The sequence below is a fragment of the Candidatus Thiosymbion oneisti genome (assembly GCF_004359955.1).
Classification (GTDB): Bacteria; Pseudomonadota; Gammaproteobacteria; order Chromatiales; family Chromatiaceae; genus Thiosymbion; species Thiosymbion oneisti.
On the sequence record NZ_SMSC01000022.1, the window covers coordinates 76,900 to 97,982 of the forward strand.

Annotated in this window: 21 protein-coding genes and 2 tRNA genes; 9 read left to right on the plus strand and 14 right to left on the minus strand. The window is 59.5% G+C overall.

Annotated features, from left to right (window positions below; translation table 11 throughout):
* Nucleotides 1-158: 158 nt before the first annotated feature.
* Nucleotides 159-1,676: a malonate--CoA ligase gene (locus tag E1958_RS13820; RefSeq protein WP_133512380.1), complete on the minus strand. Its 1,518-nt coding sequence runs from the start codon at nucleotides 1,674-1,676 to the stop codon at nucleotides 159-161.
* Nucleotides 1,677-2,127: 451 nt separating this feature from the next.
* Between E1958_RS13820 and E1958_RS13825 the strand changes: the two genes are divergently transcribed.
* The 3 genes from E1958_RS13825 to E1958_RS13835 all read left to right on the plus strand — a co-directional run bounded on the left by E1958_RS13825 (nucleotide 2,128) and on the right by E1958_RS13835 (nucleotide 3,246).
* On the plus strand, nucleotides 2,128-2,784 hold the full coding sequence (locus tag E1958_RS13825) for a hypothetical protein (RefSeq protein WP_133512381.1): 657 nt from the start codon (nucleotides 2,128-2,130) through the stop codon (nucleotides 2,782-2,784).
* 82 nt (nucleotides 2,785-2,866) lie between these two features.
* A tRNA-Cys gene (locus E1958_RS13830) sits at nucleotides 2,867-2,940 on the plus strand.
* A 221-nt stretch (nucleotides 2,941-3,161) separates the two neighbouring features.
* A tRNA-Leu gene (locus E1958_RS13835) sits at nucleotides 3,162-3,246 on the plus strand.
* Nucleotides 3,247-3,383: 137 nt separating this feature from the next.
* On the opposite strand, the gene E1958_RS13840 is transcribed toward E1958_RS13835, so the two are convergent.
* Nucleotides 3,384-4,373, minus strand: coding sequence for a 5'-nucleotidase (locus tag E1958_RS13840; protein WP_133512382.1), 990 nt, complete (start codon nucleotides 4,371-4,373; stop codon nucleotides 3,384-3,386).
* Nucleotides 4,374-4,525: 152 nt separating this feature from the next.
* On the opposite strand from E1958_RS13840, the gene E1958_RS13845 reads away from it, so the two are divergent.
* On the plus strand, nucleotides 4,526-5,011 hold the full coding sequence (locus E1958_RS13845; RefSeq protein ID WP_133512383.1) for a rhodanese-like domain-containing protein: 486 nt from the start codon (nucleotides 4,526-4,528) through the stop codon (nucleotides 5,009-5,011).
* A 76-nt stretch (nucleotides 5,012-5,087) separates the two neighbouring features.
* Here E1958_RS13845 and arfB read toward each other — a convergent pair whose 3' ends face one another.
* Nucleotides 5,088-5,543, minus strand: coding sequence for an alternative ribosome rescue aminoacyl-tRNA hydrolase ArfB (gene arfB, locus E1958_RS13850; RefSeq protein ID WP_424945085.1), 456 nt, complete (start codon nucleotides 5,541-5,543; stop codon nucleotides 5,088-5,090).
* 266 nt (nucleotides 5,544-5,809) lie between these two features.
* Here arfB and E1958_RS13855 point away from each other — a divergent pair, with 266 nt between their 5' ends.
* From E1958_RS13855 to E1958_RS13870, 4 genes are all read left to right on the plus strand, one after another.
* Nucleotides 5,810-7,009, plus strand: a complete 1,200-nt coding sequence (locus E1958_RS13855) for an FAD-dependent oxidoreductase (protein WP_133512384.1) — start codon at nucleotides 5,810-5,812, stop codon at nucleotides 7,007-7,009.
* Nucleotides 7,010-7,042: 33 nt separating this feature from the next.
* A complete protein-coding gene (locus E1958_RS13860) occupies nucleotides 7,043-7,555 on the plus strand; it encodes a CreA family protein (protein WP_089724470.1) in 513 nt (170 codons plus the stop codon).
* A 245-nt stretch (nucleotides 7,556-7,800) separates the two neighbouring features.
* The gene (locus E1958_RS13865; protein ID WP_089724472.1) at nucleotides 7,801-8,364 is read left to right on the plus strand and encodes a cysteine hydrolase family protein; all 564 of its coding nucleotides are present in this window, start codon (nucleotides 7,801-7,803) and stop codon (nucleotides 8,362-8,364) included.
* A 150-nt stretch (nucleotides 8,365-8,514) separates the two neighbouring features.
* Entirely contained in the window at nucleotides 8,515-9,054 is a 540-nt protein-coding gene (locus E1958_RS13870; protein WP_133512385.1) for a putative 2OG-Fe(II) oxygenase, read from the plus strand.
* Nucleotides 9,055-10,023: 969 nt separating this feature from the next.
* Here the strand turns inward: E1958_RS13870 and E1958_RS13875 are convergent.
* The 3 genes from E1958_RS13875 to E1958_RS13890 form a co-directional block, all read right to left on the minus strand.
* Entirely contained in the window at nucleotides 10,024-10,404 is a 381-nt protein-coding gene (locus E1958_RS13875; RefSeq protein WP_133512399.1) for a hypothetical protein, read from the minus strand.
* Between the two features lie 292 nt (nucleotides 10,405-10,696).
* Entirely contained in the window at nucleotides 10,697-11,977 is a 1,281-nt protein-coding gene (locus tag E1958_RS13885) for a TIGR02270 family protein (protein ID WP_133512386.1), read from the minus strand.
* A gap of 9 nt (nucleotides 11,978-11,986) precedes the next feature.
* Nucleotides 11,987-12,250, minus strand: coding sequence for a DUF1640 domain-containing protein (locus E1958_RS13890; RefSeq protein ID WP_133512387.1), 264 nt, complete (start codon nucleotides 12,248-12,250; stop codon nucleotides 11,987-11,989).
* Nucleotides 12,251-12,450: 200 nt separating this feature from the next.
* Between E1958_RS13890 and E1958_RS13895 the strand changes: the two genes are divergently transcribed.
* A complete protein-coding gene (locus tag E1958_RS13895; protein ID WP_133512388.1) occupies nucleotides 12,451-12,861 on the plus strand; it encodes a hypothetical protein in 411 nt (136 codons plus the stop codon).
* 52 nt (nucleotides 12,862-12,913) lie between these two features.
* Here the strand turns inward: E1958_RS13895 and E1958_RS13900 are convergent, their stop codons facing one another.
* The 8 genes from E1958_RS13900 to E1958_RS13940 all read right to left on the minus strand — a co-directional run.
* Nucleotides 12,914-13,135, minus strand: coding sequence for a hypothetical protein (locus E1958_RS13900; protein ID WP_089724484.1), 222 nt, complete (start codon nucleotides 13,133-13,135; stop codon nucleotides 12,914-12,916).
* A gap of 248 nt (nucleotides 13,136-13,383) precedes the next feature.
* Nucleotides 13,384-14,421, minus strand: coding sequence for a hypothetical protein (locus E1958_RS13910; RefSeq protein ID WP_133512389.1), 1,038 nt, complete (start codon nucleotides 14,419-14,421; stop codon nucleotides 13,384-13,386).
* A complete protein-coding gene (locus E1958_RS13915) occupies nucleotides 14,418-15,539 on the minus strand; it encodes a DUF2169 family type VI secretion system accessory protein (RefSeq protein WP_133512390.1) in 1,122 nt (373 codons plus the stop codon). Before E1958_RS13915 ends, E1958_RS13910 begins: the two co-directional genes overlap by 4 nt.
* 296 nt (nucleotides 15,540-15,835) lie before the next feature.
* Nucleotides 15,836-17,008, minus strand: a complete 1,173-nt coding sequence (locus E1958_RS13920) for a hypothetical protein (RefSeq protein WP_133512391.1) — start codon at nucleotides 17,006-17,008, stop codon at nucleotides 15,836-15,838.
* A 97-nt stretch (nucleotides 17,009-17,105) separates the two neighbouring features.
* Entirely contained in the window at nucleotides 17,106-18,278 is a 1,173-nt protein-coding gene (locus tag E1958_RS13925) for a hypothetical protein (RefSeq protein WP_133512392.1), read from the minus strand.
* Between the two features lie 21 nt (nucleotides 18,279-18,299).
* A complete protein-coding gene (locus E1958_RS21670; protein ID WP_133512393.1) occupies nucleotides 18,300-19,760 on the minus strand; it encodes a PAAR-like domain-containing protein in 1,461 nt (486 codons plus the stop codon).
* A 24-nt stretch (nucleotides 19,761-19,784) separates the two neighbouring features.
* Entirely contained in the window at nucleotides 19,785-20,270 is a 486-nt protein-coding gene (locus E1958_RS13935; protein WP_207787565.1) for a DUF6484 domain-containing protein, read from the minus strand.
* Nucleotides 20,271-20,274: 4 nt separating this feature from the next.
* Nucleotides 20,275-21,083, minus strand: an 809-nt coding sequence (locus tag E1958_RS13940) for a bacteriophage T4 gp5 trimerisation domain-containing protein (RefSeq protein WP_424945086.1), incomplete at its 5' end; no start/stop codon positions are given.

A 21,083-nucleotide genomic window follows, 5' to 3' on the forward strand; every position in this document is an offset into this window, starting at 1 on the left:
GAGTGAGTAGTGGTAAATTTTTAAATGGTTAGCGTAGAGCGGTTCATTAACCACGCCCCATTTCTTTATTTGATCCCCTCTCCCGGCGGGAGAGGGATTTTGCGATGCCTTCCCTCCGGGAGAGGGCTGGGGAGAGGGGATCAAAAGGGGTGGTGCGGCTAGGTCTCGAAACGGATGTGCGCGAAACGCGCACGCAGCTCATTCTTTTGCACCTTGCCCATGGCATTGCGTGGCAAGGTGTCCACAAAAATCACTTTTTTTGGTTGCTTGAAGCGGGCGAGCTTGCCTTGCAACCGACTGATGAGTCCGGCTTCATCTAAGTCGGCACCCGGCTGCAGGGTGACGACCGCGGCGACGGCTTCACCGAGATCCGCGTGTTGCAGGCCGATAACCGCAGATTCATCGACGCCGGCAATACCATCGATCGCGTTTTCCACTTCTTTGGGGTAGACATTGTAGCCCCCTGAGATAATGAGATCCTTGGCCCGCCCGATGATCGCGACACGTCCGTGAGTATCGATCGTGGCCAAATCACCGGTAATGAAAAAGCCATCAGCGCGAAACTCAGTAGCCATCTTGTCGGGCATCCGCCAATATCCTTTGAATAGGTTCGGTCCGCGCACCTCGAGTATGCCCACCGCATCGATTACCCGGTTGCCGTCCCGGTCACACACCCGTACCTCCACCCCGGGCAAAGGAAAACCGACGGTACCGGGGACGCGCTCGCCCTCGAGCGGATTGGAGGTAATCATGCCGGCCTCGGTCATCCCGTAGCGTTCGAGGATCCGTTGCCCCGTGCGCTGTTCGAATGCCTTGAAGGTATCGGGTAACAGGGGCGCCGATCCGGCAATGAATAACCGCATGTGGGCACACCGGGCAGCGGTCAGCTGCGGATGCTGCAGCAACCTCGTGTAGAAGGTCGGAACGCCCATCAATACGGTGGCCCGTGGAAACATATCGATGATGGTGTCCGCGTCGAAACTCGGTAGGAAAAACATCCCTGAACCGTTCAACAGCACGCAGTGAGTGGCTACGAACAGACCGTGTACGTGGAAAATCGGCAGGGCATGGATAAGCACGTCTTGAGGCACGAAACCCCATGTCCGGTGCAGGGCCAATGCATTGGATGCCAGATTGTCATGGGTCAACATCGCGCCCTTCGAGCGCCCCGTGGTTCCGGAGGTGTAGAGAATCGCGGCGAGATGGTGCCGATTGCATACGGCGACCGAGTGATCGGGCGAACCGGTATCCGCCAGCGTGGCTAAGGAACCATTGCCGTCGGCATCCAGCGTGAGGACCTGGGCTACCCCAGCCGCGGCGACGGCGGACGCGAGCTCGTCCACCGCCTCGGGGCGGACAACCAACACCTGCGGCGCCGCGTCGGCGAGAAAATACGCCAGCTCGCGCGGGGTATAGGCAGTATTGAGTGGGACATAAACCGCACCGCAGCGCAGACAGGCGAGATAGAGTGCGAGCGCAAGGGGAGATTTCTCGATCTGCACGACCACCCGATCCCCCGGTGCGACGCCCTGTTCCTTCAGCACCCGCTGCAGGCAGGCAGACTGGTGTTCAAGCCCTCGATAGCTGAGCGTTCGGCCCTCCGGTGTCTCCAGGAAATGCCGGTCGAGATCGTGCGGAAAGCGTGTTTGAAACAGGGCAAAGAGATTATGGTTCATCGTGATGGCACAGCGATGGCTGATGCAGCTAGGAGTAGGAAATCCAATCGTATAAGAGAATCAACCAACCGGAACGTCTTCGAGGGTGTTTTATCCACCTGAAGCTACCCTTGTCGTCTTGGAGTAAAACCGGATTTTGTTGTCGTTGTCGGCTACAATGAAACCGGATTATCTTGTGGGAACAGCATGATGCCAACCGCTATCGCGCCGCAGTGGTCAAAAGTTGAACCTAAGGAGGTTCGATTAAGGAGCTAGTGTAGTGCGCTGTAAATAGTAGAACTAACAAAGCCGCCCCTGGTCGGTTGTAGAGAGCCGATGCAGACAAGAGGCAGAGAATGCGAATGGCGCCGCGATCGATTTGACGCCCGACGCGCGCAATCGCTGCTTAAGTTCCAAACAGAATGGTGCACTACACTAGAGAAATGTCCATGAAGGCGGATTTGCACGGACTATGATTTCCGGGTCCCCCGTGCGCAGGCTGTGGTGCCTACTTCTGCTGCTGCTGATAGTGCCCGGCTCGGGAGCGGCGCGGCCGGGTGCGCGTGAGGTCATGGCCGACGCTATGGCTAAGATGATGGAGGCCATGGGTCTGTTCGATTCCGCCCCCGCGCAGCGGGATCTGGGCGGCATTTTCGCGGACCCCTGGTCTTTGCAGGGCCCGTTCGGTGCCCTGGGGTGGGGCCCAACCTTCGGTGCGCCTTGGGGCGGTCCTGTTCCGGACCGGTCGCGCGCCGCGGTGATGCGCGAGCTGATGCGGCGCTTTACCCGGCAGATGCCCCTACCGGGCGGAAACAGCGGTGATTGGCCGACGGCCTGGAAGCCGTCGCGGTTGGAAGGTGTTTGGGAAGGCCGCGATGGGGAGCTGGTGATCGTCCAGGGGGAGCGGTTTCGGATCTACTCCCCGGAGTTGCAGCGGGTGGATGGCCTGATGCGGATCCGGGGCAATCGCCTGGCCCTGTACAACCCCCTGGATGGGCATGCCCGGCCATTCGAGTTCACCGAGCACCAAGGTCGCCTCATCATGCGTGATCCGGCCGGACAGCTTTATCTGTACCGGCGCCTGTGGCTGGACGGTGGGCGGGGGGCGGTGTGGACGGATCCTGAGTAGGTCCCGTTGACTCCTGTCTAGGCCGGCACGGGTTAGCCGAAGATGACAAAGCGATTGAGCACCGATATACTTTTCTACCTTAGGCTGAGTGGCAGAGTGGTTATGCAGCGGCCTGCAAAGCCGTGGACGCCGGTTCGATTCCGACCTCAGCCTCCACACCCTTCCCCATGACCGTCCCACGGCGGTGCCAGAGTCGCTCTGCTTTTCACATTTCAGCCTAACTTATTGATTTTTCCGAGTTTCGTTATTTTTGCAGATCCTTATAAATCAATAAGTTACCCTGCAATGTGACCAAAGTAGGGGCCATCGTTATCGATGGCTTCCGTTGCGGGATGTGGCCTGGCTAGTCGCCCAGAGCTTTCGGCGCTGACACACTCGCCCGGGTGGCGAAATTGGTAGACGCAAGGGACTTAAAATCCCTCGACTTCGGTCATGCGGGTTCGAGTCCCGCCCCGGGCACCAAGTTGGTTACTAAAAAAATCGGGTAGTGCCTAACAGGTGGTGATGAACTTCCCGCTGAGCCTTTTCCTGCTGCGCTGGGATAATTACACGATCACTACATATTAAGCACTACCAAAAATCGAAAGTTACGCAGGTTTTCACAGATTATTTTGTTTTTCATCTATGCAAGCAGGTGTGTCGTCACCACCGCCTTGAGACTCATTGGCGACGCCGTGGGGCACATGGCCCGTCGCCACCAGGGCGCCGGCGGCATCGCAATGGGCGCGTTGATCGTCGAAGAAGAAATCGGCGTTGAACGCCTTGAGAAAGAGCCCCTTGTCGAGGCCGCCGAGAAACAGAGACTCATCGATCCGGATCCCCCAGGCCCGCAGCGTCCGGATGATCCGCTCGTGGGAGGGCGCCCCGCGAGCGGTAATCAGTGCCGTGCGCAGGGGGGAATCGTCCGCCGGGAACAGACTCTGGATCTCATGCAGGGCAGCCAGAAAATCCTTGAAGGGCCCCTCCCGGAGCGGCTTGTGGGCGGCGGCGCGCTCGCTGGCGTTGAAGACCTCCAACCCGTGCCGACGGTAGACCTGCTCCGCCTCGTCCGAAAAGAGCACCGCATCCCCGTCGAAGGCAATGCGTAGCTGCTGCGCTTCCGCATCCCCCGAGAAGCGTCCGAGCGGCAGGATGGTGGCTGCAGCACAACCGGCATCCAGGGCCATGCGCACGTCGTTCGGGTCGGCGGAGAGAAACAGATGGGTCCCGAAGGCGGAGACATAGCTGTAGGGGCTACACCCCCCGGTGAAGGCGGCGCGGGTGATGTCAAGCCCGTAATGGCGGATGGAGTTGAAGACCCGCAGGCCGGTATCCGAGCTGTTGCGGGAAAGCAGGATCAGCTCCACCTGACCGCGCTCGCCGAGGCGCTCGTTGAGCGCCAGGAGCTTCTTCGCCATAGGAAAGGCAACCCCTGGCTCCAGCACGTCCTCCTCGTGCTCGATCTGGTACCGGCAGTAGGCCTCCACGCCCTCGGTCTCGAACACCCGGTGGGATGCCCCGAGATCGAACAGCGCTCGGGACGAGATGGCTACCACCAGCCGTATCGGACCGGGATTGCGATCGGTCGATTCATCACCTGAGCTACCCATACCAGGACCCTAGCACCTCGTTTCATCGAAATTTTATGGTAAACCGGTCCCTGTCATTTCGACCGCGGGAGCTGTCATCTGTGGACGGCGGCGTGCCTGACGCTTAGCTTCATGTTTCAATCGGTTCAACGGAGGTAAAATAGACGACCGCTATGAAAAACTTCATCGAGCTGATCCAGGGGTGCCTTACCGATGTCCGGGAGATTATGCCCTGGGACCTGGAGGAGCGCCTGCAGGAAAACCCGGATCTGCTGATCCTGGATGTGCGCGAGCCCTATGAGTTCGACGCCATGCATATCTCCGGTTCCCTCAATGTCCCCCGCGGCATACTGGAATCCGCCTGCGAGTGGGAGTACGAGGAGACGGTACCGGAGTTGGTACAGGCGCGGGAGCTTGAAATCGTAGTGGTTTGCCGCTCCGGGTACCGGAGCGTTCTCGCTGCCCATTCCATGCAGCTGCTGGGATACAAGGACGTGGTCTCGCTCCGGACCGGGCTGCGGGGCTGGAAGGACTATGAGCAGCCCCTGGAGGATGCACAGGGCCGGCCTGTCGATCTCGACGACGCGGACCTGTATTTTGCACCGCGGGTCCGGCCCGATCAGATGAGACCTGCTGCAGACCAAGGCAAGCGGGTATAAAGCTTCCTGAACAGGATTCGAGTGATTCGTCGTTTTCTTTTCATCCGTAGCCGGAAATCCATGGGTGACAGGTATATCAATCGTCCCATCGTGGGGCTCCCCGCCGGTGTTTGGTTTGGGCACGTCGGCGTTTGAGCTCCAGCCTACGTTCATTCGACATCCGCGTCGGTTTGGTTCTCTTACGCGGTTTTGATTGGTGACTGGCCTTGCGTATCAGCTCGATCAGACGCTCCAAGGCGTCCTCCCGGTTGCGTTCACGGTTGCGAAAACGGTGGGCCTCGAGCGTGAGAATACCCGCGTTGCTCACCCGTCGGCCGGCGAGGCGAATCAGTCGCCGCTTGACGGGTACCGGCACGGACGGAGAACACCCGACGTCGAACCGCAACTGGACCGCGGTTGCGACCTTGTTGACCTTCTGACCACCGGGACCAGGGGAACGGATGAAGCGTTCCTCAAGCTCCGAATCGTCGAGACAAATGCTTGGGGTGATGGGGATCATTCCAGGGGTGTCTATCGAACGATGAGTGAGCAACAGGCCTTCCGAGCCTATAAGCTTACTACCGACCCCAAGGCCATGATGCGAAATCATGGAGACCGGTTCGTCGAGCCGATTGCGACAACCCTCAGGTAGACTTGGAAGGAAACGGGCCGCACAATAATCAACCTTTTCGAGATTTCCAGCACACCAGGGCAGACGCGCGTCTCGATACCCACCTTAATTAATAGGAACACTGAGCACAATACCCGTCTCCGTCCGCGGCGAGGCGCACAAGGACTGAGCGGGGGGCATCCCAAGTCATGCATCAGGATTTCGAACATATCGTCATCGGTGCCGGTATCAGTGGGCTTGGCATGGCCCACCGAGCGGTGAGGCGCGGGGTCTCGACCCTGGTTCTGGAAGGGGAGGACCGGGTGGGCGGCTGTATGAACAGCCGGACCTTCCCCGGCTGTGGTGACTTTTGGATTGAGGCCGGCAGTCACACCTGCTTCAACAGTTATGGCCATTTGCTCGACACCCTGAGGGATCTGGAACTCTTAGAGCGCCTGACGGCCAAAAGGAAGCTGAGCTACCAGCTCTGGCACGACAATGAGCGTAGGTCCATCGTCTCCTCGCTGCACCCCTGGGACCTGATCCGCTCGCTTCCCCGGCTGTTCACAGGTACCAAGGCAGGCAAGGGTGTTGCCGAGTTTTTCGGCGCAGGGCTCGGCCGCCACAACTATCGGGATCTGTTCGGGCCTGCCTTCCGGGCCGTCGTCTGCCAAGAGGTGGATGACTTTCCCGCCGACCTGCTGTTCCGCCGTAAGCCCAGACGGAAGGAGATCATGCGCAGCTTCACCTTCCCCGGCGGGCTGTCAGACATTCCGCAGGCCATCGCCTGCCAGGAGGCACTGGAGGTCCGCACCGGGCAGCGGGCATCCAGGGTAGTGCGCGAAGGCGACGGCTACCAGGTCCTGACGGCGGCGGGGGACCTGTTCAAGAGCCGCTACTTGAGCTTGGCGGTACCGCCGGATGCCGCCGCGGTCTTGCTACCGGAGGAGCTGGAGGAGCTGCGGGGCCTGGTCGGGGGTATCGGTATCGCGGCGATCGAGACGCTGGTGGTATCCGTACCCGCCGCAGCGCTTAAGCACCTGCCGGCCTTGGCGGGCCTGATCGCTGTCGACGATGCCTTCTACTCCATGGTCTCCCGTGACTATCTGCCCGACCAGCGTTACCGTGGCTTCGCTTTCCACTTTCGGCCCCGGGTGCTGGATGCGGACGCCCAGATGGATTGCATCTGCCGGGTGCTCGGGGTCGCCCCGGAACGGATTGCCGGGCTGTGCCGGGTCTCGAACCGGCTGCCGGCACTGCGTGCCGGCCACCCGGATCTGGTGCGGAAGGTGGATGCCCTACTGGACAACGGCCGTTTGGCCGTGACCGGCAACTGGTTTTTCGGTGTGTCTATCGAGGACTGCTTGACCCGGAGTCACCAGGAGTGTGAGCGCCTGTTTCCAGGTTGATCCAAAATCCAATCCCAATCGGAGCAAATAGCCATGCGTAACACCCTGTTCGTCATAGTCCTGTGCGGCCTTTTCGCCACCGCGACAGCGGAGGAGATCGGAACCGTCAGCACCAAGTTCAAATGGCTTGGACCCAATGACAAGATCGCGGTGGAGGTCTTCGAGGACCAAGGCGTCCCCGGCGTCGCCTGCTATCTGAGCCGGGCCAAGACCGGCGGTATCAAGGGTGCCATCGGGGTCGCGGAGGACACCTCCGACGCCTCCATCGCCTGCCGCCAGATCGGCCCCATAAGGCTGACCGACGAGGTCCGCACCGGCAAGGCCGACGGCGAGGAAGTATTCAAGAAACGGACCTCCCTCATCTTCAAATCCATGCAGGTGGTGCGCTTCTTCGACTCGCGACGCAATGTGCTTATCTACCTCACCTACAGCGACCGCGTCATCGAGGGCTCGCCCAAGAACAGCATCTCAGTGGTGCCTGTCCAACCCTGGCCCGATTCGGGAGCCATCGGCATGGAGATATCTGCCCAGGCACCGGATTCCTAAGTACAGAAGCTCTCCGGTTACCGGTAACATTGAACCAGCAGTATTCGGCTCAAGCCATTAACGGAAGATTTAGCCGCAAATAAACGCAAATGCACGCAAATGGATCAAGAACCATTGATGATGGCGAACCAACTTCGACCGATTTGCGTTTATTCGCGTTCATTTGCGGCAAAAATTTATGTTAGCGTTTTGGCGTGCTGGTGTTGATCGCATTCAATGATATGGTTCGCAGATGGAGAGAAACTATGAAAACGGGACTAGTGATCATTGACATGCTGAACGATTTCCAGGATGGCGTGCTTGCAAATCCGGCAGCGGACGAAATCGTAGAGCCGCTGAAGAGACTCATCGACGCCGCGCGTGCAAATGACGATTGGGTGGTCATATATGGCAACGATGCACACAAGCCCGGCGATCTCGAATTCGAAGTTTTTGGCGAGCATGCGGTTGCCGGTACCCACGGTGCAGCAGTGATCGATGCGATCGCACCGCAGGAGGGCGATGAAATCGTCAACAAGCGATACTATTCGACGTTTACGGAGACCGATCTCGACTCAATTTGCAAGGTTTACGGGATTGATCGATTAGTCATTGTGGGGCAACACACCGATTGCTGTGTCAGGCACACATCATACGACGCCTATGTGCGGGGCCTTAAAGTCGTGGTGGTTTCAGACGCGACCTGCGTATTTGCGCCGCTGTCCGAACAACCCCATCAAGAGAGAAACCAAGCGGCGCTCGACTACCTCAAGACGATATACGGAGCAAGAATCGTCAGCACCGACAAACTGCTCTCCGAGATGAAATGAAATAAAGAGGCGGTCTGAGATTCCTGGAGGACTGGGGCGGCGCGGCAGCGGGAAAACATGGACGAACCCTTGGGTATCCCCATAAATTGATTCGCATGATTCGTAGTTTGTGCCTACGCCGTCAAAGGCTTTGCCATAGTCGCGTTGAAGATGACCACCGCCAAGAAGGGGCCTGGGCTCTGGACCGCCGCCATGGTTCACGGCGGCTCCCTGGCCGATGCCGAGCGGATCAACCGGCGGATCCTGGCTGCCTTTACCGATCTGACTGAGGCTGACTTCTCCCGCCGTACCCATTTCTTCGGTGGCCGCTTCGAGAACCTGTATCTGGATCGCGACCGCATCCCTGAGCTGCGGATCATCCTCGAGCAGGCAGAACGTTGGGCGCGAAAGATCCTGGATTGGGACGACCAACCCTTACGCTATGGATTCTGGTTCAACGCCCAAGGACCCGGTCAATCCACCTCCGAGCACACCCATGAAGAGCTCGATGAGCTGCTGTCAGGGGTCTACTACCTCAGCGCCCCCGAGCACTCGGGAGACCTCATCCTCCGGGACGGGCGCCTCTCGATCCACGTAACACCCGAGGCCGGGCTATTCCTCTTCTTTCCTCCGAGCCTGAGCCATCGGGTGGAAACCAACCGCAGCGACGCCCTGCGCTTGTCCCTGGCCTTCAACTTCGGACCCCTTTAAGCGGTTCCGGCAATCGGCCCGCAGTTTGAACCTTTGAATCGCAAAGGCGCGTAGGATGCGGTGAGCGCCTGCCTCCCACCCCGGAAATGCCTACCTATGCCGGCTACCTGTTCCCCAGGGATGGGATAGGCACGGTAGACAGGGAGCAGGCAGTGAACCGCATCTACGGGCTACCATTGTTCAACCCCCATTGTTTTTGCCATCCCCGGCGCTGGATTCCGACAACCCCTAACGGAATAACGAGGTAGGAGCCGAACGAACCGGCCTCATAATCCTTGAGGTTAATGGCATTTGCCCCCATTCGGAAATGGCTAAAACATTCAGCAGGGAACCGCTGAAAACCACGAATCCCGCGAATCAAAATGCGTGCGCGATGCCATTAAGAGGCTGTCTGAAAAAGAGCCGTAGGCCAGAGTCCGGAGTAGGCTGGGTTGAGGAACGAAACCCAGCATTTGCAGGCCAGCCTGGTTTGCTTAGGTCTCGTTCCTTGACCCAGCCTACCGATTTAAGAAGCTGTCTGGTTAAAAGCAATCCTGAATGATTTGGCGCTGTCCGAAGGACTGGACGTGTTGCGGGTGCGATCCTGAATGATTCGGCGTTATCCGGAGGGAAAAGATCCCTCCTGCGTCGGGACAGGGTTTGACGTGTTGCGTTCGACGCCCAAAGGCTCGCTGATCGTCTGCTTGGGTCATGCCGGCGTCTTAACGCAACCTACACCCACATGACTCCCCGCGCGGCCTGTCCGCGCGGACCTTGCATCGGGTGTAGGTTGGGTTAGGCGCGCGGTTCGATCCCGAAGCACGGCGACGGAGCCGAACGCGCCGTAACCCAACACGCCGGATCCCACAGCCAACGCCAAATAATCCAGGACCGCGCCTGGACAGGCACGGCGTCAAACGCGGCGTGACGCAGCCCGACGCTAGGATCCGTTTTAACCAAACAGCTTCTAAAGTTAAATGTCAACAGGCCCTAGCGCCCCGCGCTCAGCTCCATGCGATCCACGTCGGCCAGGGTCACGGGACGGCCGTCCAGGGTGGTGAAGCGACGGTCCTGCACATGGGCCCGCCGCGCCTGGTAGGTTGTCACATTGCCGGTATTCGCGTTGATAACCCGTACCGTCACGACCTCCCGTCCCGATTGATAGTCCAGGTACAGCCAGAGCAGACTACCCGCTACCATGACGGCCACCAGCCCGTAGGCAATGACCTTCAGGATTCCCGGCGATACCACCTGGGTGAGCGGACGCAGAGGCGGAGCGGTGGTCGGTTTGCGGTCGTACTGCATCCGGGCGCGGATGACATAGTAGGCACCCAGGATCACCGCGGCGGTTAGGAGGATCTTGCCGAACATGGGCGAGTAAGGTAACACGTCCGCCAGTGGCCGGTCATATAACCGGTTGCTTCCGGCATTGGCGAGCTTGGCCGGACCCCTGCCACGGCTGCTCAGCGGTATCTCGCAGCCGATGATCCATTCACCGCCGGCGTCCGTGAAGCGCGTCGCCTGGAAGCCGTCGCCTAAAAGCCATCAATGGCGCAGCGAATGGCGGCACAGGCGGTCGGTGTGCTCGAGCCCACGCCGGTGACCCAGGCCGGTTCCGACGACGGCGAGGGGCTGTGCGGTCACGTCTCTGCGCGGGCGCCGATCACGCCTCTGGCGCTCCAGGGTGCTTCATCGCTTCCTGTACCGGCCCCTGTTGCTGGCGGAAACCGGGGGCACGGATCTCGAAGAGGGGGGCATCGGGTCGTAACAGGGCAAGCTCCAGCGCCGCGGCCTTGCGTTGCCGTTGGTTCCCGGTCTCCAGTACACGGCGACAATGGGCCTCGCTAATGGGTTCGCCCGAAAGATAGCGCGTCCCGGCATGGAAGCGCGCGCTGTTCGCGTCCCACCAGGCCTTGATCGGCCCCGGATTCGGCCACGGCAGGTCCTCATCCGGGTCCAGGGCTACATCCTCGTCCTCCGGGTGCTCGGTCGGACCGGCCTCGAAGTCGTCAGGCACATCCTGTTCCAAATCCTCGTCGGCGATGTCCACCCCCGTGATCAGACTTAAAGACTCGCCGGCAACACGCGCCAGATCCGGTGTCTTCTCCATCCGAGTAATGAGCCAGGGGATATAGGCGGGATTGCCGCTGACCCCACAGCCGACGACGAGTTCTCTCCGGCACTCGGGGTATTGCGCCAATACCTTCAGCCAATCGCCGGCATCGGCCGGGGGAAGGACGCGCAGTACCACCTGGATCGCGCGTGGGCCGAGCGGCGGGTCCGACACGGCGATGGATTGCAACGCCGACACTCTCTCTCCACGGTCGCCGAGCAGCATCGCCGACCAGGCAGCCCAAAATCCGCAGGTCGGGTCCTCCGAACGCATCTGCCCGCGCAGGTCGGGCAGCAGATCCCGTCTGGCCGTCTCCCCCGCGGCGCGCAGGGCACGTGCCCGCAGTGTCGGGTCCGGGTCATCGAGCGCCTGGGACAGGTGTTTCCCGCAATCGACCCGATGGACCGCGCAGGCGGCGATACCGATGCGTCGCCACAACGGAGAATCCGATTCCAACAGCCCCGCGACCTTACCGCCCAGCTTGTCCGGTGCGGTCCAGCCGAGGGCGGAAATGAAACCGCGCGCGGTCTCTGGAGTGGCCTCCACGGCGGCACAGACCTGCTCGATACGCCACGGGTCCTCCCCTTCCAGGGCGATCACCGCCGCGGCGAATACCTCACCGCTTTCTTCCTGTTGCAGCCCCTCGACACAACAGGACCAGCCCGCGTCTCCGGCAACCCGCAGACCCTCGATGTGGGCCTCGACGCGGCTGTCGAGCTCCGCCAGATCGGCCAGGGAATAATGGGGCGCGGAGACGGCGGCATCCCGCAACAGCCAGAGAAAGGCCGCTTCTTCGGCGTGCTGGGAGACAATCGATGCGATGATGGGCATACTGAGCTGTCAGAAAAAGGTCTTTAGAATCAGCACCGAAATGCCACCGATGACCAAACCCAGCATCCATTTTATCAGCCTCAGCTCGCCTTCCATCAGCTTCAGCTCGCCTTCCAGCCGGGCCATATCCGCTTTGGTGGCCAACCGGGTATCCAGGGCCTCCGAAAATACCTCGGCCAAGGCCTCCGCCTCCGCTTCGGCGTGCTTCTCCGCTACCCCGGCCGCTTTGAGCCGGCGCGCGAACTTCAGGGTATCGAAGGTAATGGTTGCCATGAGTAGAAAGCTCTCGTCGCACCGATTGATGATGCTGTCAGTGTAGGCGTGAGCCCGGCACGCTACAAGCGGTTTGGAGAAATAATCAGAGTGACGGGTATACTTCAACGCGACCAAGGCAAGGCCTTTGGTTATTTGATGTTTCCGTTAAATACGCACAAAGGTGCCAGGCGATGGGTGAGGTCAGAGTAAGGGTAACGATGAGGAATTTTGTCGATGTGGCGCTGGCAGAACGTGGTTCAGGTCGTATCGAGGATGTTCCCACCAGCCACCTCGACTGTCTGGTCGACACCGGCGCGTTGATGGTACTACTGCCGGAGGACGAGGTTGGGAAGTTCGGTCTCAGCCGGGGCGGACGCGTCATTGTGACCTATGCGAACGACCACCGTGAGGAGTTACCGACAGCTCGAGGTCTGGAGATTTCTCTGCTGGGCCGCTCCATGGTGACGGACTGTGTGATCGGACCGCCCTTGTGCGAGCCACTGATCGGTCAACTCGTGCTCGATGAGCTGGACCTGATTGTGGACTGTGCCCGCAATACGCTCGGTCCGCGACCGGAATCTCCGAATCTGCCGCTGTTAAAGCTGAAAGGCTCGACACATACCCGATAGCCTGATTCACCAACAGGTCAGCAGCTGAAGGCATACCCGCAGAGATGAATCATCACGCGGCATCAAGCACCTTCAGCTCGACTGCATCCGGCAGGTCGACAACCACAAAGTAATCCCGCGGATAGATGTAATCTTCCCCGGATTCGTCGATTATGCGGATTTGGTCATGTATCTCTGCATCCGAATCCTGTAGCACTTCGTAGAGCTTCCGCTTTTCCAGGGAGACTTGGTAGTTATCGTTTCGGATGCAGATCGCGAATAGATGGTCGGCCATAGTGTTTAGTCCAGATAGCGTTTGATTTTGAAATCTTTCTTGCCGATTCCCGACGCCTCATACCAGTGCAATTCAGCAACACGGATGGTTCCATCGGGTAGTCGGATTTCAGCAATGCCTTTGCGTTTTCTCCACCGGCCAGGGCCATATGTCCTACGCAGCCGTTGCAATTCTCGTATACCGGACCCTGTAGCAAAAGTCTCGGTCCTTTGGATATTGCTGAGGAGTTCGAAGTGCATTCCGCGACATCAGGTTCCCGTACCAGAAAAGCCGAACACCATCGCGGTCCGTTTCCCGTCATCATTGCCCAGATGGAACAGGATCCGGTGCCCTTTGCTGTATCCCTTGCGGCAGGCCGCGTCGATCACCGCGATCATGACGCCCCCGATGGCGGCCCCCACCTCACCGATACAATCCGCCGGGTGCCAGAGATCGAACTCCTCCTTACGCTTGCGCAAGGTACGCGAGAGGGCAAGTGAAGCCTCTTTGAAGCGGTATTGGCTGCCGGAAATATCGGTGATGCGAAAATCCAGGTCGCCCAGCTCACACCCTGCGTCTGTGAGGGCGTCTTGGATCGCCTTGACCAGGCCATCCGCCCGCAGTGGTTTCTCCGAGTCCTCGGTGGCCGGTTCGACCCCGAACCCGAGTCCCCGGCAGATTAACTGGGGGGCGCCTGCGGGTCGGGGGGCTTGAAGCAAGAGGGCAGACGCCGCCTCGCCGGGGATAAAGCCGTCCGAATTCTGGCTGGTCAGCAGCAAATCCCGTTTCTCGCAGGCCTGGAGCGTCGATCCTATAAGAAGGCTGTCGACGCCCGCGACTAAGACTCGTGGGATGCGCGCTTCGTAGATCAGCCGCCGCGCCTGGCGCAGGGCGACCACCGTGCCGACCCGGCCGTACTCGATGACCAGGGATTTTTCATGAAACCGGATGCCGAGCTCCGTGCTGACCTGGTGCGCTACCTGGTCCGTCAGTTGGTCCAATCGGCCCGGCCGGTCCGCCTCCGCGAAGCACAGCAGGATGGGTACCGCTTCCAGCTCGAGCTGGGGAACTGTCGCCGCGCATTCCTGCACTGCCATGGCAAGCATCTTGACTAGCTTGGTCGTACCCCGCCACGGCTGCTCCAGCGGCACCTCGCAGCCGATGATCCAGTCACCGCCGGCGTCCCTGAAGCGCGTCTCCTGAAAGCCGTCGATGGCGCAACGAATGGCGGCACAGGCGGCCGGTGCGTACAGGCCCACGCCGGTGACCAGGCCGGTGCCGACGACGGCAAGGGGTTGTCCGGTCATGCCTCCACCTCTTCTGCCTGGGCCTGGCGCCGCCGTTCGCGGACCAATTCACCCAGGGTGCGATAGTAGTCCTTGCCCAGCGCCCGTGCCCGCCACCAGCCGCGGGGCATGTGTCCGGCCAACACCTGAACGATTTCGAAGAGGTTCTTCCGCAGCGGGATACTGGCACGCCAGGTGAGGGTGAAGCGCCCCTGGTTGGGCTCCAGCACAATGGTGTCGATTACACCCTTGGTCTCCGTCCGTTCTCCTTGCTTGGGGAAGAAGACGATGGGCATGTCAATCCGCGGCAGTCGGAAGCTGGCGCGACCTTCAGGCGTCAGATTCAGCAGAAACACCTCCTCACCGCCGGTAGGGTAGGGTAGCTGTTGATCGGCAGGCGCGGCTTGATAGTAGTCGTCCCGGAAATCCGCCGGCAGGAAAGGAAAGACCTTGTCGAGCCAATCCTGGTCATAGGTGCCGGCGAGTTGCAGGCGCGGCGGCCAGCCGCGGCCGAGGGGTCCGAACGCCATGGGTCGGTAATTGCCGTCCGGCTTTTTGACCGGTGTTTTAATCGCTTCGGTGTTCGGCATCGGAGTGCCGTCCACCAGTCCTCGCTTGAGCTCGGCGTGATAGCCGCGCCCGATGGGATTGGGCAGGTAGGCGGCGTGTCTGCTGGAGTCCGGGTGAAAGTTGTCGATGCCGCCGAAGGCCCGGTCGTAGCTGATGGGCATTCGCTCGAAGGGTCGAATATAACTGCCTGGCCGGATGCCGATGCCCACCTGCCAGAGTCGGTCGCCGACGACCCGGAAGGTCTTGCTGATGGGACCGAGCTTGAACCCCACCTGAACCCGCTCGGTGGGCCTGCCCTCCGGGGCATAGGCACTGCCGAGCAGCAGGACATCGCAGCGGGGCTTGCGCAGGGGATAGTCGGACTCATAGACAGGGGCCGATAGTCCCGGCTCGCCGGTGAAGGTATCCGCTTCCACCAGCGGGAGCTGTGCTTCCGCCGGCTGCGGCTCCCGGCCGGCAGCGGGGATGCTGAAGGTGCCCTTGACGGCTACTACCAGATGTTCACCACCGCTCGGCTCTACGCCGAGGGTATAGCCCGCCTGCATACCGGTGGCGTTGATTAGATCCATGGGGTGTTAGGGCACTATCCAGCGAGGCTCCGCCTCAGACCAACAAGGCGTGAATTTTGGTTTGGAAACCAGGGAGGCACAAACCTAACCTTGGTGTGAATCCATGTGCTTGTCGTTTAACGCGAAGGCGCAAGATCGCCACGACGCAAAGCAAACCAAAATACGCTTTACGTCATGGTGCCCTGGCGTTAAATGCGAAGGGGACTAAAGGGTTACTACTCGATTTTTTATGCCGCGCACAAACTTGACTCATTTGTAAAGCTCCGGTCCTCAAGGATCCTAATTGAAATCGGCTTCTATAGCGATCCGCCCTCATCGAATCCATAAGGTGAATACAGGATTTTCCAGCTCACGCCATCGAATACCACGACCTCATCGGCCCCGCCGACTACCAACAATTCGCCATCGGTACTCAAGGAATGCAGTCCTCCCGGAGCCAGGATGCCTTCTCCCACAGGCTCCACCGGCATCGAGACCAAATCGACTGCTTCTTCGTCAGCACCACCTGTGCGCAGGAGTTCTTGCACCCGTTCGTTGATCTTTGGCTCCGGGTCTTCTGCGCCGAAATTCGGGACGAATCCTGACAAGCCGGGGGTTCGCTGTACTTCGCCCCCGGAATACTCGTATACCCCTTTGTTGGTGCCCATGTAGAGCCGGTTCTGGTACCAGGCCATGCATACGATATTGGCACCCATGCCGGCGGTCTCGGGATCCCCGTCCCAACTGAAGCCTTCGGTATCCTCGCCGACCACTTGCCACAGGTCGCCCCGTCCCTCGATCAGCATCCCATCGTCCCCGCCCACATACACCTTGCCGTTCCCGGCACAGCAGATCGCATAAAGATACTGGTTGGTGGGACAGTCGATCACCTCCCAACGCCGGCCGTCATAGTGACACAGATCCCCTTCCCCGCCACAGGCATAGAGATCGTCGGCGGCAAACCCGTCGATATCCTCGAAACCGAAATCCCAGTTCTGCTGATCCTCTTCGTCCCGGACCGCCAGGTCGTTTCCGGATAAACAGGTCCAGTTGTCGGGACCTTCACGGCGAAAGACGGTCCGCAGGGTGCCTGCCATGTAGGCCTGGCCCGCGATCTCCCGCATCCGCAGCACGGAGACTTGGCGGATGAGGGGGATCGGCGCTTCGAAATCAAAGCCACTCCCTCGGTTGGTATCACCCGTCTGGGAGAGCACCTGACCCTTGAAGTCCACCACAATGGCCGGGCCGTTGGGTGGCGGCAGGACACAGGATTTGACCCGGTAAGGACCGATAAATGCGTCGTACCCCCAGACCCGTTCGGTCTGGGGATAATAGAACCCGGCCCGAAAGAGTAGCTCGGCATCCTCGTCGTCCTCATCTGGATGGTTCTGGAACAGGATGTAGATACAGTCTTTGCTGCGGATTGAGCAATCGACAATCGAGAACCCCCGCAGGCGCTCACGCATTCCCTCATAGACACCAATGCTCATGGCCGCTATCCCATTTAGCCCCTAGGAGGTGGTGAGCGGAGCGAACCGCATCTTTGGACGGCAGGCATGCCCGGTAAGGGTGTTGGACACGGGCCGCTTATAGCGATCCGCCTGAATCGATCCCATAGGGTGAATAAAGGATCTTCCACTTCACGCCATCGAACACCGCGACCTTGTCACCACCGCCAAGCAACAGCAATTCCCCGTCGGTACTCAGGGAATGCAGTGCCGCCGGAGCCAGGATGCCTTCTCCCACAGGTTCCACCGGCATCGAGACCAAACCAATTGCCTCCTCGCCGGCACCGCCTGCGCGTAGTAATTCTTGAACCCGTTCGTTGATCTTCGGCTCCGGGCCTTCTTCGCCGGGAATCGGGACCAGTCCCGACAAGCCGGGGGTGCGCCGTACCTGGCTGTCGTAGTACTCATACACCCCTTGGTTGGTAGCCATATAGAGTCGGTCCCGGTACCAGGCCATGCATCTGATCCGGGCCCCCATTCCAGCGTGCTCAGGATCCCCGTCCCAACTGAAGCCTTCGGTATCCTCGCCGACCACTTGCCACAGATCACCCCGACCCTCGATCAGCATCCCATCTTTCCCGCCCACATACACCTTGCCGTTCCCGGCACAGCAGAGTGAGTAAAGAAACTGGTTGGTGGGACAGTCGATCACCGCCCAACGCCGACCGTCATAGTGATACAGTTCACCTTCCCCGCCGCAGGCATAAATGTCGTCGTCGGCAAACCCGTCGATGTCGTCAAAACCGAAATCCCACTTTAGCCAACCTTCTTCATCCCGGACCGCCAGGTCGTTGCCGGAGAGACAGGTCCAGTTGCCGGGGCCTTCGCGGCGAAAGACGGTCCGCAGAGTGCCTGCCATGTAGGCCTGGCCCGCGATCTCCCGCACCCGCAGCACGGAGACTTGGCGGATGAGAGGAATCGGCTCTTCAAGCGCAAAACCGCTCCCTCTATCTGTATCGCCTATCTGGGATAACACGCGGCCTTTGAAGTCCACGACGACGACCGGGCCATTGGGTAGCGGCAAGACACACGACTTGGCCCGGTAAAAACTAAAATATTCCTTGTATCCCCACACCCGTTCCGTCTTGGGGTAATAAAACCCGGCCCGAAAGATCAGCTCGGCATCTTCGTCGTCCTCATCCGGGTGGTTCTGGAACAGGATATAGATACAGTCCCGGCTGCGGATCGTGCAGTCGATAATCGAGAACCCCCGGAGGCGCTCACGCATTTCTTCATAGATACCAATTTTCATATGGTTTCTCCTATAAATTGGTTATATTTCTGCCCCCTCTTGAGGGACGTTTCGATAGACTTTATTGGACTTGGCACTTGCGGCCCGTACTTTGAAATCCTCGTCTTGCCGACCGCATGCCTTCTTATGGTAGTGATCCAGTTGAGCGGCGATACACTTCCTGCTGCACTGTCCAAAGATTTCCTTATGGGACATGAGGGCAATTTCCTTTGCCTCCCTATAGCTCATCTCTCCATCTGCATCGGCTGCATCCTCTATTTTTTTCTCGATAAAGTCATGCAGCTCTTGATGCGTCCCACCCAGGCTATGGCTGGTACCCTCGACACAGACGCAGGGCGCCTTGTCCGGGTCGTAGCCGGGGCAATCCGCGGCGTCCTTGAACTGGGATTTTGGAATAAGGTGGTGCGGCGTTTGGCCCGGACAACAGCCGCCATCCTGGTTTGGCAGTTTCTTCGGAGAAGGTACCAGCATACATTTGCGGGCTTGCAGGCAGGGGTTGAATCTGGCAAGCGCCGCCTGGGCATCGGCAAGCAATTCCGGCGTAAACCCTTCTTCCTTTGCTCGTCTCTTTATGGCTTCGATTTCCTTAGGCAGCCGTTTCAGGTTTTCGATGTCCTCCTGCATCTCATCGACGATTTCCCACATGTCCTTGACCTCGAGTCCGGCCGCTACGACATCGTATGCCGTCCAGACCCAGCCGATCGGTCCTAACCAACCCTTTACCGCTGACTTTGCGATCACCTTGCCGCCCTTTTTCAGGCCCCACGCCTTGACTTCCTCGACGAGTATGTCCTTGGCGCCTTGTAGGGTCTCTTTCAACTGCATCACCTGCTTCTCAACATCAAAAAGCTCCTTCAGCTTTCGTTCGATCTCGGCTGGATCCTGCTGTGCTGACGGCGACAATTCCAGGCCTTTACAGTAGCTGTCCTTCCAGGCCCCAGGTGCCTTGTTCGGGACCTTCTTCTTTTTATTTCCTTTTTCTTCCTTGGTCGGCTTACATTTTTTATCGATCCTTTCTTTATCGCGTTTGCACGCACGCTTCTCGGCCGCGGTATCGATGTAGGGCCAAGTGGCGGTATTGCCCGGCACCGATCCATGGTTATGGGTGGTCAGATCCAGATGCCGAACCACATTCTTGCCCTCGATCTTCACATTCATCGACCAGGAGACAAAATAGACCTTGCCTCGGTTTATCCCAGAGACGACGCCCTTCTTCGCCGCGGATCCCGCCTCGTTCCCGGTCGATGTCTTGAAGTACGATTGATCTCTGAGCATCACTGGTTTGCCGGAGATCTTGACGGTCTTGCTCCCCTTGGTGGTGTCCTTGGCATAGCCGGTATTCGGATAAGGCACCGGCATCCCGGCCGGCGTCGCCGGGGTCTCCGGCGGCGTCATGCAGACATCGGGAAAGGCGCAGACGGATTTCCCCTCCGCCGCTTTGCAGGCGATCTCCCGCCCATTGGCAAAAACATTATTGGCCATCAGCTTGCCTCATACATCAGAAACTCAACCAGTCTGCACCGACCCACCCTTGATCCGATTGACGCCGGAGGATCGGCTGGATAGGTAGGCGCCTCGGATCAGGATTTTGCCCGCACGGGTGAGGGTGATGCTGGATTTACCGCATTTGAGGACGATCTCTTTCTGCGCGGAGAGTTCTATGCGTTCTCCGTCGAGATCGGCGGTGAGGGGCACCGGAGTTTCGGTCGTTCGCTCCGGGTGCTGCACCACGCCGATGACCAAGGGCAGGCGCGGGTCGCCGCCTTCGAATAAGAGGGCGACTTCGCGGCCCACGTCCGTGCCCTCAAGTCTGGTCGTAGCGCGGGCCCTGAGGGCCGTCTCCTGCGGATTGCCGGGGAAGGCGATGAGTGGCGCTCCCTCCTCGTGGAATCCGAGCAGGAGGCCGATGATAACGCCGTCGTAGCGTTCGGTGGTCTCGGCAGGCTCCGCCCCGGTGGTCTTCGCTCGATCTTGGTTGAGGTTGGTTGCCATGGGTTCAGTTCTCCAGGATCTTCTTGCCCTTGATGACCACGTTCTTGCTCGCTTTTACGTCGATGCCGCCGGAGCCCCTGACGGTGATGTCCTTGCCCCGGATGGTGATGGTCCCGTCCTGCTGCATGGTAATGCTGGCCTTTCCCGTCCTGATGGTGATCGAGTCTCCGGCATCGATCGTTAGGTTTTTGCCGATGTTAGTGGCCTGATTCATGCCCACGGACACGGCTTGCGCCAGGCCGACGGTAATGGCCTGCGCACCACCCACCGTAATAGCCTGTGCACCACCTACGGTAATGGCCTGTGCGCCACCCACAGTTACCTCGTTTGCTCCACCTACATTGAGCATATCATTGATGCCGACGTTATGGGTGCGTGTCAGCGCGACGGTGACAACTTCGTTGTTACCGACGTTTTCGCTACGGTTGGAACCAATGGTCGTGGTTTCGTTGTTGGCTACGGTTTCAACCCGATCATGCCCGATGTTGATGGTTTCATTATTGGCAACGGTCTCGCTGCGGTCGTGGCCGATGCTGGTTGTTTCATCGTTGCCGACGGTCTTGGCGCGATCCTTCCCGATGTGGATGGTCTCGTTGTTGGTAACATCCCGACTGCGATCATTCAACACATGCTCGCGTAGGTCGTGCTCGATGGTGCTGTCTTTGTCGTATTGACCATGCTCACGGATGAGCTCCTGGCCTTTGGTATCGTCCATGATGTATTCGTTGTAACCACCACCGCCTTTGGTGCTGTTGGACATGAGTCCGCTGACAGCGGCGCCGGCGGGTAGTTTGTAGGGGGGCTTGGTGATGT